The 15,773-nt window shown below is 53.9% G+C and carries 12 protein-coding genes, 2 tRNA genes and 2 rRNA genes (1 of these 16 only partly in view); 9 read left to right on the top strand and 7 right to left on the bottom strand.

Annotated elements, in window-relative coordinates; genetic code table 11:
* The 3 genes from JYB84_RS13230 to JYB84_RS13220 form a co-directional block, all read left to right on the top strand.
* A 23S ribosomal RNA gene (locus JYB84_RS13230) occupies positions 1–979 on the top strand; it begins 1,914 nt to the left of the window's first position.
* Positions 980–1,205: 226 nt separating this feature from the next.
* Positions 1,206–1,321: ribosomal RNA gene (gene rrf / locus JYB84_RS13225) — 5S ribosomal RNA — on the top strand.
* 23 nt (positions 1,322–1,344) lie between these two features.
* Positions 1,345–1,421, top strand: a tRNA-Asp gene (locus tag JYB84_RS13220).
* Positions 1,422–2,114: 693 nt separating this feature from the next.
* Here JYB84_RS13220 and JYB84_RS13215 read toward each other — a convergent pair.
* Positions 2,115–3,692, bottom strand: a complete 1,578-nt coding sequence (locus JYB84_RS13215) for a cyanophycinase (protein ID WP_207320513.1) — start codon at positions 3,690–3,692, stop codon at positions 2,115–2,117.
* A 364-nt stretch (positions 3,693–4,056) separates the two neighbouring features.
* Between JYB84_RS13215 and JYB84_RS13210 the strand changes: the two genes are divergently transcribed.
* The 6 genes from JYB84_RS13210 (at position 4,057) to rimI (ending at position 10,563) form a co-directional block, all read left to right on the top strand.
* Positions 4,057–6,654 (top strand): TonB-dependent receptor, encoded by a 2,598-nt coding sequence (locus JYB84_RS13210; RefSeq protein WP_207320512.1) that lies wholly within the window; start codon positions 4,057–4,059, stop codon positions 6,652–6,654.
* A 51-nt stretch (positions 6,655–6,705) separates the two neighbouring features.
* Positions 6,706–8,157 carry a putative basic amino acid antiporter YfcC gene (gene yfcC / locus JYB84_RS13205; RefSeq protein WP_207320511.1) on the top strand — a complete coding sequence of 484 codons (1,452 nt, stop codon included), beginning with the start codon at positions 6,706–6,708 and terminating at the stop codon, positions 8,155–8,157.
* Positions 8,157–9,335 (top strand): beta-aspartyl-peptidase, encoded by a 1,179-nt coding sequence (iadA, locus tag JYB84_RS13200; protein ID WP_207320510.1) that lies wholly within the window; start codon positions 8,157–8,159, stop codon positions 9,333–9,335. The genes yfcC and iadA overlap by 1 nt, the downstream gene beginning before the upstream one ends.
* Positions 9,336–9,591: 256 nt before the next feature.
* Positions 9,592–9,668 (top strand) — tRNA-Trp (locus JYB84_RS13195).
* A 158-nt stretch (positions 9,669–9,826) separates the two neighbouring features.
* A complete protein-coding gene (locus tag JYB84_RS13190; RefSeq protein WP_207320509.1) occupies positions 9,827–10,123 on the top strand; it encodes a hypothetical protein in 297 nt (98 codons plus the stop codon).
* Positions 10,120–10,563: a ribosomal protein S18-alanine N-acetyltransferase gene (gene rimI, locus JYB84_RS13185; protein ID WP_207320508.1), complete on the top strand. Its 444-nt coding sequence runs from the start codon at positions 10,120–10,122 to the stop codon at positions 10,561–10,563. The genes JYB84_RS13190 and rimI overlap by 4 nt, the downstream gene beginning before the upstream one ends.
* Positions 10,564–10,640: 77 nt before the next feature.
* Here the strand turns inward: rimI and lipA are convergent, their stop codons facing one another.
* From lipA to mltB, 6 genes are all read right to left on the bottom strand, one after another.
* Positions 10,641–11,606, bottom strand: coding sequence for a lipoyl synthase (gene lipA, locus JYB84_RS13180; RefSeq protein ID WP_207320507.1), 966 nt, complete (start codon positions 11,604–11,606; stop codon positions 10,641–10,643).
* Position 11,607: 1 nt separating this feature from the next.
* A complete protein-coding gene (gene lipB / locus JYB84_RS13175) occupies positions 11,608–12,258 on the bottom strand; it encodes a lipoyl(octanoyl) transferase LipB (RefSeq protein WP_207320506.1) in 651 nt (216 codons plus the stop codon).
* Positions 12,259–12,353: 95 nt separating this feature from the next.
* On the bottom strand, positions 12,354–12,620 hold the full coding sequence (gene ybeD, locus JYB84_RS13170) for a DUF493 family protein YbeD (RefSeq protein WP_207320505.1): 267 nt from the start codon (positions 12,618–12,620) through the stop codon (positions 12,354–12,356).
* 116 nt (positions 12,621–12,736) lie between these two features.
* Positions 12,737–13,912, bottom strand: a complete 1,176-nt coding sequence (locus JYB84_RS13165; RefSeq protein ID WP_207320504.1) for a serine hydrolase — start codon at positions 13,910–13,912, stop codon at positions 12,737–12,739.
* Between the two features lie 101 nt (positions 13,913–14,013).
* Positions 14,014–14,811, bottom strand: coding sequence for a septal ring lytic transglycosylase RlpA family protein (locus JYB84_RS13160; protein WP_207320503.1), 798 nt, complete (start codon positions 14,809–14,811; stop codon positions 14,014–14,016).
* On the bottom strand, positions 14,792–15,745 hold the full coding sequence (gene mltB, locus JYB84_RS13155; protein ID WP_207323226.1) for a lytic murein transglycosylase B: 954 nt from the start codon (positions 15,743–15,745) through the stop codon (positions 14,792–14,794). The genes JYB84_RS13160 and mltB overlap by 20 nt, the downstream gene beginning before the upstream one ends.
* Positions 15,746–15,773: the final 28 nt, after the last annotated feature.

Below are 15,773 nucleotides of genomic sequence, written 5' to 3'. Positions count from 1 at the left end.
TAAGGTAGCGAAATTCCTTGTCGGGTAAGTTCCGACCTGCACGAATGGCGTAATGATGGCCACGCTGTCTCCAGCCGAGACTCAGTGAAGTTGAAATTGCGGTGAAGATGCCGTATACCCGCGGCTAGACGGAAAGACCCCGTGAACCTTTACTATAGCTTGGCACTGAACATTGACCCTACATGTGTAGGATAGGTGGGAGACTTTGAAGCGGGAACGCCAGTTCTCGTGGAGTCGTCCTTGAAATACCACCCTTGTAGTGTTGATGTTCTAACCTGGGCCCCTAATCGGGGTTAGGGACAGTGCCTGGTGGGTAGTTTGACTGGGGCGGTCTCCTCCCAAAGAGTAACGGAGGAGCACGAAGGTTGGCTAAGTACGGTCGGACATCGTACGGTTAGTGTAATGGCATAAGCCAGCTTAACTGCGAGACAGACACGTCGAGCAGGTACGAAAGTAGGTCATAGTGATCCGGTGGTTCTGAATGGAAGGGCCATCGCTCAACGGATAAAAGGTACTCCGGGGATAACAGGCTGATACCGCCCAAGAGTTCATATCGACGGCGGTGTTTGGCACCTCGATGTCGGCTCATCACATCCTGGGGCTGAAGTCGGTCCCAAGGGTATGGCTGTTCGCCATTTAAAGTGGTACGCGAGCTGGGTTCAGAACGTCGTGAGACAGTTCGGTCCCTATCTGCCGTGGGCGTTGGATGATTGAGGGGAGTTGCTCCTAGTACGAGAGGACCGGAGTGAACGAACCGCTGGTGTTCGGGTTGTCATGCCAATGGCATTGCCCGGTAGCTACGTTCGGAATCGATAACCGCTGAAAGCATCTAAGCGGGAAGCGAGCCCCAAGATGAGTCATCCCTTGGACCTAGAGTCCACATAAGAGCCGTTCGAGACCAGGACGTTGATAGGTCAGGTGTGTAAGCGTTGTGAGGCGTTGAGCTAACTGATACTAATGACTCGAGAGGCTTAACCATACAACCCAGATGGGTTTTACTGAAAATGTTCCAGACATTTTCCAGCACTTCCTCCTTCCCTGGAGGTCGTACGAAGAATATCCAGTACTTGATTGAAGTCGAGACTCAAGCTCGTAAGAGCAGCAGCTTTCCAGATTCAGGAATGAATTTATCAAATACATCCTTGTATTTGACCCTGACGAGCCGCGCTAAAGCGCGTTTAAAATTTGTTCCATACAATTTTATGTCTGGTGACAATAGCATTGTGGTCCCACCTGATCCCATTCCGAACTCAGAAGTGAAACGCAATCGCGCCGATGGTAGTGTGGGGTCTCCCCATGTGAGAGTAGGTCATCGCCAGACGCCTAATTTGGGCCTAGCCCAAAGGAGCGGTAGTTCAGTTGGTTAGAATACCGGCCTGTCACGCCGGGGGTCGCGGGTTCGAGTCCCGTCCGCTCCGCCAACATAAAGACGAAAGCCTCTGCAGCAATGCAGAGGCTTTTTTCGTTATGACGTCGCGGAAAAATCTGCCCCAGCTCTGCGCTGACCAGCATGGATATAGGGAATGCTGAATTCGTCTGGAACGCTATTCAGCCGTGAGCATGTAGTAATAACTACTCTCGCCCGCCAACTTACACAGAGCCTCCACTGGGCGTGCTCGCTGAAACAGCGGGGCTTTTTGTATTTAGCGCTCCTGAAAGTGCTGCGCACTTTTGGCCGCCCGCCGTAATGCCGGACCATTGATTTCATCCGTTCTGCCAACATTAAGACGAAAGCCTCTGCATTCTTGTAAAAGAACTGCAGAGGTTTTTTCGTTATGGGCCCTGGATAAATCCGCCCCAGCTCTAGTAAAGCCCCGCGCTGACCATCATGGATGTAGGGAATGCTGAAACCGTCCGGAACGCTATTCAACCGTGAGCATATCGCTAACGCGACATTCTCCCGCCCATTAAACGAAAAGCCCCGCCAGTCTAGAGCGTTCTCGGTTTAATGAGTCTTGCTGCGTACCCGATTAAAACCAATTGCAGCATAGCCGCCTCGGCACAGAGTCATCATTACCAAGGCAGGTTGTTAAGGCCCAGAATCCAGAAAGCCAAGTATTCCTAAAAACCAGAGCCCCTAAGCTGGTCCGGTAAAACCAAACCACTGCCGCTATTCATCCGCTTGTATTGAGCAGCAGCGAACGGTAATAGCCACGGCTGTCACAGGTCGTATGTTTATCTGTATTCAACTCGTACTTGGGAGATATCAACCAACCAGTGCTATTGGTTGCGCTATTTGGGCACTTTCCGGAGGTCCAGACAGGCACATCAACCTCAATCAGCTTTAGTTCGGTCAGGTGCAATTTGCTCTGTGCCGGCAGGTAGTGGATCCTGTGCTGCCAAATCGTTCCGGCTTTTCCCTGTGGCTCTGAAAACCATACTCCAGCAGCCCCGATGATTTCACCATAGTGGCCGTCATTACTCAGCCAAAGCGCTGTGTTTTCATCTACACCTAATGCCAGTCCGCTACGGCTGGCATCCTGTAACAGTACCAATCTGAGTTGTCGCTGACGTTCGCTGAAATGGGTGTCGACTATTCCAAACGGATATAACCCCAATCCTCCTGCAGAGCGGAAGGTCAAGGTTTCGGCTGGAAACTTGTGCTGGCATGACCGACTTTCACAGCGCTCGCTGACAGGCGCTTGTGAGGAAATACCATAGCGTATTGCTCCCATACTGGTGCCGCCGGTTATCATGGCACGTGAGGCCATGACGGCAGTACCTGCGCTTGTTCCTCCGACCACAAGGTTACCGGCATTAAATCGGCTGCGCAGGATCGACAGCGCCTGGCTGGGCGTGCCATCAGCATTAAGCCAAGCCGCCAGGGTTAAAGTTTGATCGCCACCGGAGAGGAAGAGACCATCAATTGCCTCCAGTTCAGAATAAAGCGAGCCAGGCTCGTGACAGACTGCTGTTTGTTGTTCAGTCAGTTTCGGATAAACCCTCATCCGGTCAAAGTATCCATTGTGCTGTGAGCCAAGGAGATTGAGTATGTCGCAGCGTCGTGCTTGTGTAGCTTGTTGCCAAGCGCCATCAATGGGTAGCCATATGACATCGGCTCCGGCCTGACTGAGGGTTTGCACGTAAAATTCGGCGGCTTCAAAAGGATCTCTTGCTGAAGCCGTGACTACGGCTATGCGAGGTGTTTTTTGGCCACTGTTTTTGGCCGACTGGCTTACAAAGTCCCGAAAAATATCGCTGCCATGGCTATCTCTACCGGCATCTAGTTGTACCTGTTCACGGACCAGTTCACCGGACTCGGTGCGCTGACGCTGCTCCAGGGTATCAAGCAATGCATAATAAGCCTTATCCTCAAGTGACTCCGTTAAACCATCAATTAGTTCAAGCAGTGCCTTTTGAGACAGCACTGTGGGTGCCTGGCTTGATAAGCGCAATAATAATTCTTGTCGTGTTGAGGCCTCAAGATCGCGTATGGCGGCTTGTTGAATAAGCCGAGCCAGGCTTTGATGCGAGATTTCATAGCGGTGGCTGGTTTTTGCCCATGGGGCAAATACCGTCCCGGGTTTACAGTGCGCCTGGTTCATTGAACTGCACACCGTCAGACCGCCGCCTGCCAACATCAGTTGTAATTGAGGTAAGGGGGCCTGAACCTGATCTGGGGTCTCTGCTGCAGACATCTGGTTGCTTAATACAACCAAGGAACTGAATAGTATGTAGTTTATAAATTTCATGGACACACTCGAAAAAAATATTGTGTGTCACGTATTGACTCGCCATTACTATACCGGCTAGCTTGTTTACCGGTCAATAACATTGATTTCACATTGGTGGATATGTTTCCGGCATCTGTTTCTCTTGAAAGATACCATTACCGTACATGGTATCTGTCCGAATGGTGGGACGAATAAACCACTGAACCCTTGAGTGTTCGGTGGGATGTCCTGCTGTTGTCCAAAGGCTCCCCACACCACATCAATTTTAAACATTGCTGCGCACCAGCACCGGGAACACACATTCCTGTGTCACGTATTGACCACGTCCGGTGGCCTTGGCGCGCGCATGATAAATTTATCTGCTTACTTTGGGAGCTTCTTAATGAAAGTTTCAGTATTCGGCTGCGCCATCACCGGCCTTGCCTTCTCGACCGTTCAACTTGCCATGGCAAATGCTACCGAGGCATCTGCCGCTGAGGCCGAGTCCAAATTCGAAAAAATCCAGGTAACCGGTTCACGACTCAAAGGTGTGGATATGGAGGGCGCCAACCCTTTGCAAACCTTTGACAAGGACGAGCTGGTTAAACGCGGCTATGAGACCATTGCCGAGTTTTTGAAAGATTTACCCCAAGCCGCCAGTGCCGGTACCTTTACCGAAACCGGCGGTGTCGGGGGGGCTGATGGGGCTCCGGCCGGGGCATCGGGTGTCAGTTTGCGCGGTTTGGGATCCAGCGCTACTTTGGTGCTGGTCAATGGTCGCCGCGTTGCCGTCGACTCCTTCTCCAATGGCTCGGATTCTTTTGTGAACGTCAATGCCATTCCCATGGCTGCCATTGAACGAATTGATGTGCTGACGGACGGTGCATCGTCCATCTATGGTTCAGATGCTATTGCCGGGGTTATCAACTTCATTCTGCGGAAAGATTTTGTGGGTCATGAGGTCTCGGTCCAATACGGCAATGACACCAGTGATCATGATGCCAGCCGCGTGGGCGTTACCTATGTTGGCGGTTTTCAATCCGACAACAGTAACACTACCTTGGTGATCGACTTTGCCAAGCGCAATGAGATATTCAATAGCGACAGGCCGGTGAATGTGACTTACACCTCCTACACAGAAATGGTGGTGGACGGCAATTATTACGCTGAAGAATGGTGTGGGGACGATACCCGGTGGGGCGGTGAAGCCTGTAATTATGACTATGTGATTCAGCGTGCCATTCAGCCGGATTTTGACAATATCGGTGCCACCCTGAATCATGTCTGGCAGATCGACAATGACATGGCTTTTTTCACCGAAGCCATGTACCAAAAAAATACCGGTCATGCTTATGAAGCCCCTGCCGGTTACACGGTAACCGTGCCCGGCGATTCGGTTCTTGTTCCTGACTATGTTCGCGAAATCAATGGCCTTGATGGTGATGATACCGACAACATTCGTGTGCGTACCCGGATGCCGGAGCGCAGGGTTCAGGAATATGACACCGAGAGTTTCCGGGTTCTTGCCGGCCTTCGTGGTGACTGGGGAGATTGGGGATGGGAAACTGCCGCCAGCTATGGCAAATCCACCAATGAAATAACCCATGTTGCCGGATATATGAATCGCAGCGTATTGAGTGCTGCCATTGCTGAAGGTGAATTTAATCCTTTTAACCTGGGACAGGACAACAGTGCCAATGCGATAGCTGCATTACGCGATCCCGCGGTGCGCCGCGGCGATTCAGAAGTGATGTCACTTGATGGCAATCTCAGCGGCGATTTATTTGAGATGGGAAGCGGAGTGGTCAGTGCGGTTTTCGGTGGCGAGCTGCGCCGAGAGGAGATTGCCGATAACCCGGCACCGTCGGCCGTCATGGATGAGGTGATTGGACTGGGTGCCAGTGATGCGGCAGCGGACCGTACCCAGTATGCGTTGTATGGAGAGTTCAATCTGCCACTGTTTGAGCGTCTGGATCTGATCGCGGCGTTGCGCTACGACCATTACAGTGATTTCGGCGGTGATGTGAATCCCAAGGTGTCACTGCGTTATAAAGCCACAGACGATCTGGTGTTGCGGGCTTCCTGGAGCACCGGATTTCGGGCGCCATCCTTGTCCCAATTGGGGGCCGGCACTTCGTTGGGCAGCCAATACGTTAACTGTGGCTTGGGGGAACCATTCAACGCCTTGTGCGGTGAAAACGGCGCCCTGGATGGTGAGCTGGAGTTTGATCAGGAAACCATTGGCAACCAGGGGCTGGACGCGGAAAAGTCCGAAGCCTTTAATGCCGGTATCTCTTGGAATCTCACCGATGCCTGGCAATTAACCATAGATTACTGGCGTTATGATCACCGGGACATTGTGGATATAGATGCATCTACCACCCTGAAGGCCTGTGTCGATGGCAGTGCGCCTGTGGTGGGTACAGTGGCTGAATTAAACGGTGATTTCGGCTGTGTTGTCGACGGCGCCGGTGATATCAGCTTTCTGCGTACCGGGTATTTCAACGTTGGCAGCCAGACCACGGATGGCCTGGACTATCGCATGAATTACCGTGTTGATACTGCCGGTGCAGGTGAATTCCAATTCTATGTGAGCGGCACAGAAACATTCAGTTTTGAGCGTCGGGTAACGCCCGATGCCGAGGTGGAAGACCTGCTCGGCCGTCTTGCCGGAGCCAATGAAATCGCCCGCCCTGAACGGGTGCTGGATGCCGGGACAGATTGGAGTTTTGGGGATTGGACCGCCAGTCTCAGTGCCCATTACATATCAGCCATGGGGGATGGCGATTTTAAATTCGACAACGATACAGTGGACAGCTGGCTGACGTTCAGTGCCAGTGTTGGTGTGACCTTGATGGAAAACCACAGTTTGCTGCTGTCGGTGCGCAACCTGACAGACGAGGAGCCGCCTTATGCCTCGTCACCCACCAATGGCTATGCCAGTTCAGCCCATGACTGGCTCGGCCAACGCTGGAACCTGCGTTATAACCTGCGTTTCTGATGCACTCCCAGGCCGGGCTTGCCCCGGCCTTTTACTCATTAGGGGGACTATATGTCTTCATTAAAACGAGAGATGCCGGATGCTTTCATCATACTTTTGGGGATGATGTTGCTGGCATGGGGTCTGACGTTTGTCATACCTGAAGGACAGTTCAGTGGCATAGAAGAGCAGGGGCTCAGGCTGGAAAACTTCAGTCATTACAGCGAGCAGGGAACGGGACGGGCCCTGTTCAGTGCATCCGGAGAGCCGGGGCTGCTCAACGCCGCATTTGATGGCCTGACCTCGGGGGACCGCGAGGGTTCGGCGGTAGGGGTTGTGGCCTTTATCCTGATCGTCGGCGGGGCTTTTGGGGTGCTGCTCGGCAGCGGTGCCATCCACAGGGCGCTGACCCGCTTGGTCGTGGTCCTGGAAGGGCGCGACGGCATCCTGTTACCTGTGCTGTTTCTGGTATTTTCCTTAAGTGGCGCAGTTTATGGCATGAGCGAAGAGGCCATCGCTTTCTGTCTGCTGTTGCTGCCCCTGTTTCAAACCCTGGGATACCACCCGGCGGTGGTTGTACTGGTGACCTATGGCGCGACTCAAATAGGCTTTGCCACGTCTTGGATGAATCCCTTCAGTGTTGCCATAGCTCAGGGGCTTGCCGGCGTGCCACTGATGTCAGGTGCCGGTCTGCGGGCGCTGTGTTGGGTTCTCTTTACCCTGGCGGCCATGTTGTATACCTGGCAATTTGCAAATAAAACACGCCATGGGATGCAATATAATGCCAATAAGGAATTGGCCGATGTCCCCGAACACAAGGGGCAGCACCCTGCGGAAATCGCGGCCGGCCCGCTATCACGCACGGATCTGACGGTGTTGCTGATACTGTTATGCTCTTTGGTGTGGGTGATTTGGGGGGTTGTCGCTCGCAGCTACTATATTGGCCAGATCGCCAGTCAGTTTTTTGCCATGGCCCTGGCAGTTGGTTTGGTACTGGTGGCCAGCGGCCGAATGAAGGTTAATCAGGTTTCCAGTGCGTTTCAGCGTGGTGCGGCAGATTTGCTGCCTGCGGCCCTTATCGTCGGTTTCGCCAAAGGTTTGGTAATTATGCTCGGCGGCGATGAGCCAGGCAGTCCGTCGGTACTCAATACCCTGTTATATAGCGCCGGCGATGCAATCAGTGGCATGCCAGATTGGTTGTCCGCCCAGTTGATGTTTTTGTTTCAATCGGTGTTTAACTTGTTTGTTTCTTCAGGTTCAGGTCAGGCGGCCCTGACCATGCCACTGATGTCGCCGCTGGCTGATCTGGCCGGTGTCAGTCGGCAATTGGCAGTGCTTTGTTTTCAGTTCGGGGATGGCCTCACCAATCTGATGATCCCCACCTCCGCAGCCCTGATGGGATGCCTGGGGGTGGTAAAGATTTCGTTCGCCCAATGGCTCGGGTTGATTTGGCGCTTGCAACTTATATTGATGACTCTGGCCTGCGCCGCCATTGGTGTTGCCGTATACACAGGATATAGCTGATGTTGACTTTGATTAAAAATGCCACCTTGTACAGCCCAAAACCTCAAGGGGTGAAAGATGTGCTGCTGGGCGGAAAACAAGTTCTTGCCTTGACAGAACCGGGGGCTTTGTCACTTTCGGGGATGAAACTGGAAGTAATCGACGCCGCCGGCCAATGCCTGGTCCCGGGTTTGGTCGACCCCTTGGTACACATCAGTGGTGGTGGCGGTGAAGGTGGCTTTCACACCCGGACGCCGGAAATGCAACTGACCGAAGCTACCCTCGCGGGGGTGACTACTGTTATCGGTGCACTGGGCACCGACGCTGTCAGTCGCAGCCTGGAAGACCTGCTTGCCAAGGCGTATGCATTGGATAACGAAGGATTAAGCACTTATATCTACACTGGCTCATACGAGTACCCGGTCAAGACACTGACCGGCGATATCACCCGGGATTTGATGTTGATTGGTAAGGTGATAGGTATTGGTGAGATTGCCATTGCCGATCATCGAGGCTCCCAGCTTTCGGTGGCAGAACTCGCAAGGGTCGCCAGTCAGGCACGGGTGGGGGGGATGTTAAGCGGCAAGGGCGGAAAGGTGTTTGTGCATGTGGGTGATGGCACCGAAGGACTTGCGCTGCTGCACCAAGTAGCCAAAGAGACCGATATTCCGCTCGGGCAGTTTTATCCGACTCACATCAACCGCTCAACGGCGCTGCTTGAACAGGGCGTAGTATTTGCCAGGGCAGGTGGTGTAATTGACATTACGGCATCGGAAAACACGCCGGCATTGCCAAATGATGAAGTTCCCGCCGTGGCGGCGGTACGTTACGCCTTGGAATCCGGAGTCTCAGTGTCGCAGATTACCCTGAGTTCCGATGGTAATGCCAGCCTACCGGTTTTTGATGAACAAGGTCGACTGGCAGGTCTTGAGGTGGGTCGCGTTGGCAGCTTGGCGCGGGTGTTCCGAGAACTTGTCGCTGCCGGCATCAATCTTGAAGATGCGCTGGCCATGACCAGTACCAACGCCGCCCGAACTCTCGGATTGGAGCCAAAAGGGGTCATCGCGGAAGGGGCGGATGCGGATCTGGTATTATTGGACCGCAGCTTTTGTCCCGACAGCGTCTGGTGCCGTGGAAAACGTATGGTTGCAGGGGGAAAGGCCCTGGTACGGGGGACTTTCGAGCCGGTGGGGCTCTGACCCAAGTGGTGTTGGTATGAGCCGCAGCCCTTTTACGACCCGGAGGCAACATTTTACGGGTTAAAAAGTGGCGCCGGATGAACTTATGCGCCGGTTTTTTGCATCTCTTACAAGGGTGTTACCTCGATTTTGCTCAGGTTTCAGCTCTTGAGGGCATGCTCAAAATGCTGGTGGCTAAAAAGGCTGCAACCAGCCGTTTTTCATGAAAAAGTACTTTACCTTTGGGGGGGCATTCTGCATAATGCCCTCCGTCAACAGGGGTGTAGTTCCAATTGGTAGAACAGCGGTCTCCAAAACCGACGGTTGCGGGTTCGAGTCCTGCCACCCCTGCCATATTAAGAAAGGCCGTTCATTATGAACGGCCTTTCGCTTTTCTGTTCCTGACATTTTGCTCCCGTGTCTTGTGGCCTGATTTACCTATCGTTTTCGCACCGGGACTAAACAGGGTACACTGTAGTCATATTTGCACTGATGCCGGTGATGAACCTTTGATGCAACAATCCGACTTTCTCGATGCCATGGGCATTCGGCGTTGGCGACGTGCCGATGCGCCATCTGAACCGATTGCGGCCCTGTCACCCTTGCCGGAAGCCTGGCAGCAAGCCATTGATTCTTTGTCTCGTTATCCTGGTGTTGCCGGCCCTATTGAGGTGCGGGAGACGGTTGCTGGCCTTGACTGGTTTCAGGATGGCAAATTGCTTGGCAGCAGCCCCAAGGTGGCGCAATTGCGCCAGGGCAGCCAAGGGAAAAGGGCACTGTGGCGTTTGCTGATGGGAGTTGGTCAATGAGCGATATCATTATGCTGCAGCCGGACAGCGTGGCTGAGATGGCAGTTATCGAAGCCCAGGCCCACAGCCACCCCTGGAGCGAGCAGGCACTGGCAGATTGCTTTGGTCCCTTGTATCGGGTCTATGGTTATCAAGACACAGAAGGGCTGCTGGGATTTGCCATAGTGCAACAGATAGTGGATGAGGTGAGCCTGCTGGATATCTGCGTACTGCCGAGCCATCAGGGGCAGGGTATTGGGGCCAGATTGCTTGATGCCCTGATTGCCGATGCCCAGGATAATCAGGCAAGCGTTATCATGCTGGAGGTTCGCTCGGGTAATCAGACTGCGCTGGAGCTGTATCAACGCCATGGGTTTGTCGAGACAGGACGGCGTAAGGGCTACTATCCGGCGGCTGATGGCCGGGAAGACGCCGTGCTGATGAATTTGCCACTCGCTTGAACGCGGCTGGCTGGAAATAAAAACGGCGCCAAGGCGCCGTTTTTATTGTCTCGAAGTCTTACTTTACTTCTTTGTTTTTACTTCACTTCTTTACCTTGGGCCTGAAGATCGGCATGGTAGCTTGAGCGTACCAGGGGGCCGCAGGCGGCATGGGTAAAGCCGAGTTCTTCAGCTATTACCTTTAGCTCATCAAACTCTTGTGGGCTGACATAGCGCTCCACCGGCAGGTGGAACTTGGATGGCTGAAGGTATTGGCCCAGGGTCAACATTTCAACCTTGTGCTCACGCAGATCCTTGAGTACCTGAACGATTTCTTCATTGGACTCACCCAGCCCCATCATCAGACCAGATTTGGTCGGAATGTGGGGGTGGCGCTCTTTAAAGCGCTTGAGCAGATCCAAAGACCATTGGTAGCTGGCGCCGGGACGGGCCTTGCGGTAATGGGCCGGTGCGGTTTCCAGGTTGTGGTTGAACACATCAGGCGGCTCGGTGGCCAGGATATCCAGCGCTGCGTCAATGCGGCCACGGAAGTCCGGTACCAGGATCTCAATCTTGATATGCGGATTCAGCTTGCGGATTTCACGGATACAGTCGGCAAAGTGCTGGGCACCGCCATCGCGCAGATCGTCGCGATCCACCGAAGTGATCACCACGTACTTGAGCTTCATGTCACGTATGGTTTTGGCCAGTTTCACCGGCTCTTCGGCATCGGGCTTGAGCGGACGACCGTGTGCCACGTCGCAGAAGGGGCAGCGACGGGTACAGATGGCGCCCAGGATCATAAAGGTCGCAGTACCGTGGTTAAAGCATTCGGAGAGGTTGGGGCAAGAAGCCTCTTCACACACGGAATGCAGACCATTGCTGCGCATCGCCTGTTTGATTTCCAGAATACGGTGATTGGAGGCAGGCAGTTTCACCCGCAGCCAATCGGGCTTGCGCAGCATGGTGTCACGCTCGGAAGGCACAACTTTTACCGGAATGCGGGAAACTTTATCGGCGTCACGCAGTTTGACGCCCGGCTGCAATCTTTCGGGTCTGTTCATTTTATTCTGCTAATCCTTGGTGGTGAACCAGGTGCTCATAGCCCAGAAGCTGGCTAAAGGTTTCGATAAGTTGCTCGCCGGCTTCAGTGACTGTCTGAGGCCCGCCAAGCTGTTTACACTGCACCATTTCCAGGCCGGCATAGCCGCAGGGATTGATGCGTCGGAAGGGGGAAATGTCCATGTCGACATTGAGTGCCAGGCCGTGGAAGGAGCAACCCTTGCGGATCCTAAGGCCCAGTGAGGCGACCTTGCGCTCGTCCACGTACACGCCGGGCGCATCTGCCTTGGCATAGGCCTTTACTTCATAACGGGCCAGCATATCCACTATGCTTTGCTCTATGCTGGTCACCAGTTGGCGCACACCGATTTTGAGGCGTTTGATGTCGAGCAGGGGATAAGCCACCAATTGACCGGGGCCGTGATAGGTCACTTGACCCCCACGGTCGACCTGGATCACCGGGATATCACCGGGATTGAGTATGTGTTCGGCCTTTCCGGCCTGACCCTGAGTGAAAACCGGTGGGTGTTCAACCAACCAGAGTTCATCCTGGCTGTCGCCGTTGCGGTTGTCTGTATATTGTTGCATGGCGTGCCAGACCGATTCGTAGTCTTGGCTTCCCAAGTGTCTGATATGCAGAGTTTTGGCTTGCAAGGGCAACGTCTCCCCTCAGTGGATGGTGGCGCTATTATACGCCGTGACCGGGCAAATGTAACACTGAACAGCTCTGTCCTGTCAGGACTGGGGTTTTACAGTACCCGGCGTACGCCTTCTACCTCTGCCAAGGCAATATAAAGGGTTTCAATGTGCTCTTTGCTGGTGACCTTTACCCGCACAGTGACCGACAGGTAGCTGCCCTTGCTGGACATCTTGCTGCTGGGGCTGTAATCACCCGGGGCATGCTGTTGCACAACAGCAACCACACGCTCGGCCAGGGTGTCGCTGGCATCGCCGACAACCTTGAACGGAAAGCTGCAGGGGAATTCCAGGTATTGGTCAAAGGTGGTATTTAACATGGATTTACTACTCTGGCTGAAAAACTCAAGCTTAATATGGCGGCTATTATAACCGAATCAAGGGCGGCGATGGGCAAAAAAAATGCCACCCGGAGGTGGCATTTAATTTCAAGCGCTTAGCCGAGCCAGCCGGCAATAAGTTGCTTGAAGTAATCCATCAGCTTGCTGAACCAGCTGCCTTCATTGACTTCTTCCAGGGTAACCAGCGGGAATTGGGCTATGTCCTTGCCATCCAGTTGGAAGAAGATCCGACCTACGGTTTCGCCCTTGGCCAAAGGTGCGCTCAGCTCCTTGGTCAGCTCGAAATTGGCCTGCAGATCTTTGCCCTTGCCGCGGCTGATGGTAATAGGAGTGTCGGTAGCCAAACCCAGGCTGACGGTTTCACGATCGCCGTACCAGATTTTCTGGGTAACGAAGGTGTCGCCCGCCTTGTAGGGGCTGATGGTTTCGAAGAAGCGGAAACCGTAGTTGAGCAGCTTTTTGCTTTCGGCCTTGCGGGCGGCTTCACTGGCTGTACCCATAACCACTGAAATCAGACGCATGCCATCCTGAGTGGCCGATGCCACCAAGTTGTAACCGGCGCCCGAGGTGTGACCTGTCTTGATACCGTCCACATTCAGGCTGTTGTCCCACAGCAGACCGTTGCGGTTGTACTGTTTGATACCGTTAAAAGTGAAATATTTTTCGGAATAAACCTTGTACTCCTCGGGGACATCACGGATAAGCGCTGCACCGAGCAATGCCATGTCATAGGCTGTGGTCTTGTGGTTTTCTGAATCCAGACCGTGGGAGTTTTCAAAGTAGCTGTCGCGCATGCCCAGCTGTTTGGCCCAGGAGTTCATCAGGTCAACGAAGGCGCCTTCGGTCCCGGCAATATGCTCGGCCATGGCAACACAGGCGTCGTTGCCGGACTGGATGATGATACCGCGATTGAGATCTTCAACCTTGACGGTCTTGCCCACCTCAATAAACATCTTGGAGGAGTCTGGGAAATTCTTCGACCAGGCGTTCTGGGTCACGGTCACATCGTCCTGGGGGCTGATATTGCCGGCCTTGATCTCCTGACCTATCACATAACTGGTCATCATCTTGGTCAGACTGGCGGGGTTCAGGCTCTCATAGGCGTTGCTTTCGGCGATAACCTGGCCCGTGTAGTAGTCCATCAGCACAAAAGCCTTGGCGGCCACGGTAGGTGCGTCCGGTACCACCATGGGAGGGGCTGCATGGGCGGAGACGGACACCAGGCCAATAAGAAGCAGCGATTTTGGGGTGAAGCGTTCAAGTAATTTCATCGTTAACTACACACGTACTCGGTTGTTTTAGTTAAAGGGACGTAAATTGCCACAGTGTATCACTAATCGACAGACAATTTTCGTGAAGGTTCCTTAATGGATTAGCTTTTAGGCTCTGTGACCAGGTAGCCGCTGGGATATCCCTCTGTCTGCACGGTTTTCAGCACCTGATTGGCCAACCTTTGCTGGCCTATGGGGCCGAGCTGCAGGCGGTACAGTTGCTGCACCTGGACCAGGCGGAAATTGAGCTGGTATTTCCGCTGCAATTCCTGTCCCAGCCGCTCCAGTTTGGCCTTGTCTGCCGAGGCCAGCAGCTGGACAAAATAGCTTTGATTGTCAGCCAATTCTGCAAGTGGCAATGTACTTGGCGGCGGAAAGTAGATGGTTTCAATCTGAACCCGGGCGGTCCCCGTTTGCAGCACCCCGAGTTTATGGGCGGCGGCATAGGACAAATCGATAATACGCCCCTCGTGGAACGGCCCCCTGTCATTGACCCTGACAATTATTTGTTTTTGATTGTCCAGATTGAAGACCCTGACATAGCTGGGGATGGGCAACGTCTTGTGGGCCGCCGTCATGGTATACATGTCGTAGGTTTCACCGTTGGAGGTGAGGTGGCCATGGAATTTTTGCCCGTACCAGGAAGCGATACCACTTTGGCGAAAATTCTCGCCACTTGGCAGCACCTGATAATACTTTCCCAGCACTGTATAGGGCTTGTTACCCTGGGCGCTGTAGGGTTCGTACCGCGGATGGGCATCCTCGATTTGACTGACATCAGGTGGGTTCTTGGGGGCCTCATCCTGGCTCATGCTGTAACGGCCCTTGGGCGGCGGAGAGGAACAGGCCTGCAGCAACAGCAGCAAAACCAGCAGCAGTTTAACCTTGAAGGCGGGCATCTTTGAGGCGCTCACTGAATTGATATACCGCCATGGCGTACAGCGGGCTGCGATTGTAGCGGGTGATCACGTAGAAATTTTCCAATCCCAGCCAATATTCATCTTCGCTGGCCTGCTCCAGTTGAACCAGCATGGCCTTGCGCGACACATCCAAATCCCTCGCCTGGGCCAGTGCCAGGGACGGGCTGAGAATATCGGCGGCGGACAGCGACAGGGTTTCGCCCGCCCAAGGGGCTAGCTTGGGCTTGCCCTTATGTTTAAGTTTCAGCGCCACCGGCTCACCGGCGCGCCAGCCATGGAGATGAAAGTAGTTGGCCACGCTGCCGATGGCGTCATCGGCGTTGCCGAGCAGATCCCGTTTGCCATCCCGGCTGAAGTCCACGGCAAAATTGCGATAACTTGAGGGGATAAATTGACCATAACCCATGGCGCCGGCGTAGGAACCCTTGAGCTGGTCGAGATCCAGTTGCTCTTCCTTCACCAGGGTCTGCAGAGCGGCCAGTTCGCTGCGAAAAAAGTCGGCCCGCGGCGGGTAATGGAAACCCAGGGTATAGAGGGCATCGAGCACAGGGTACTTACCCATGTTTTGACCATAGAAGGTTTCAATGCCAATGATGGCGACGATGATCTGTGGCTCGACTCCGTACTCGTGGGCAGCCCTGGCAATACTGGCATCATGGTCACGCCAAAAATCCAGCCCCGCCTGGAGCCGTTTTTCGGTCAGGAAAATCGGATAATACTGATCCCAGGGTTTGGCCTCCCAGGGGCGGGAAATGGCATCCAGTACCGCCTGATTGAATTGGGCCTTGGCCAGGAAGGCCTCGGTGTCGGCTTTGCTGAAGCCCTGCTGTTGCTGGGCTTCAATAAAGGCTTCGCGTAAAGGTGCCGGGATATCGGCCGCGGCACCCATAGGGGATATGGCCAGCATGGCCATCAATACTGCACTGGAACGGCTTATCAAA

The organism is Shewanella cyperi (assembly GCF_017354985.1).
Taxonomy (GTDB): Bacteria; Pseudomonadota; Gammaproteobacteria; order Enterobacterales; family Shewanellaceae; genus Shewanella; species Shewanella cyperi.
The sequence above is the reverse complement of the archived record's forward strand: the minus strand, read 5'-3'. Positions and strand labels throughout refer to the sequence as shown.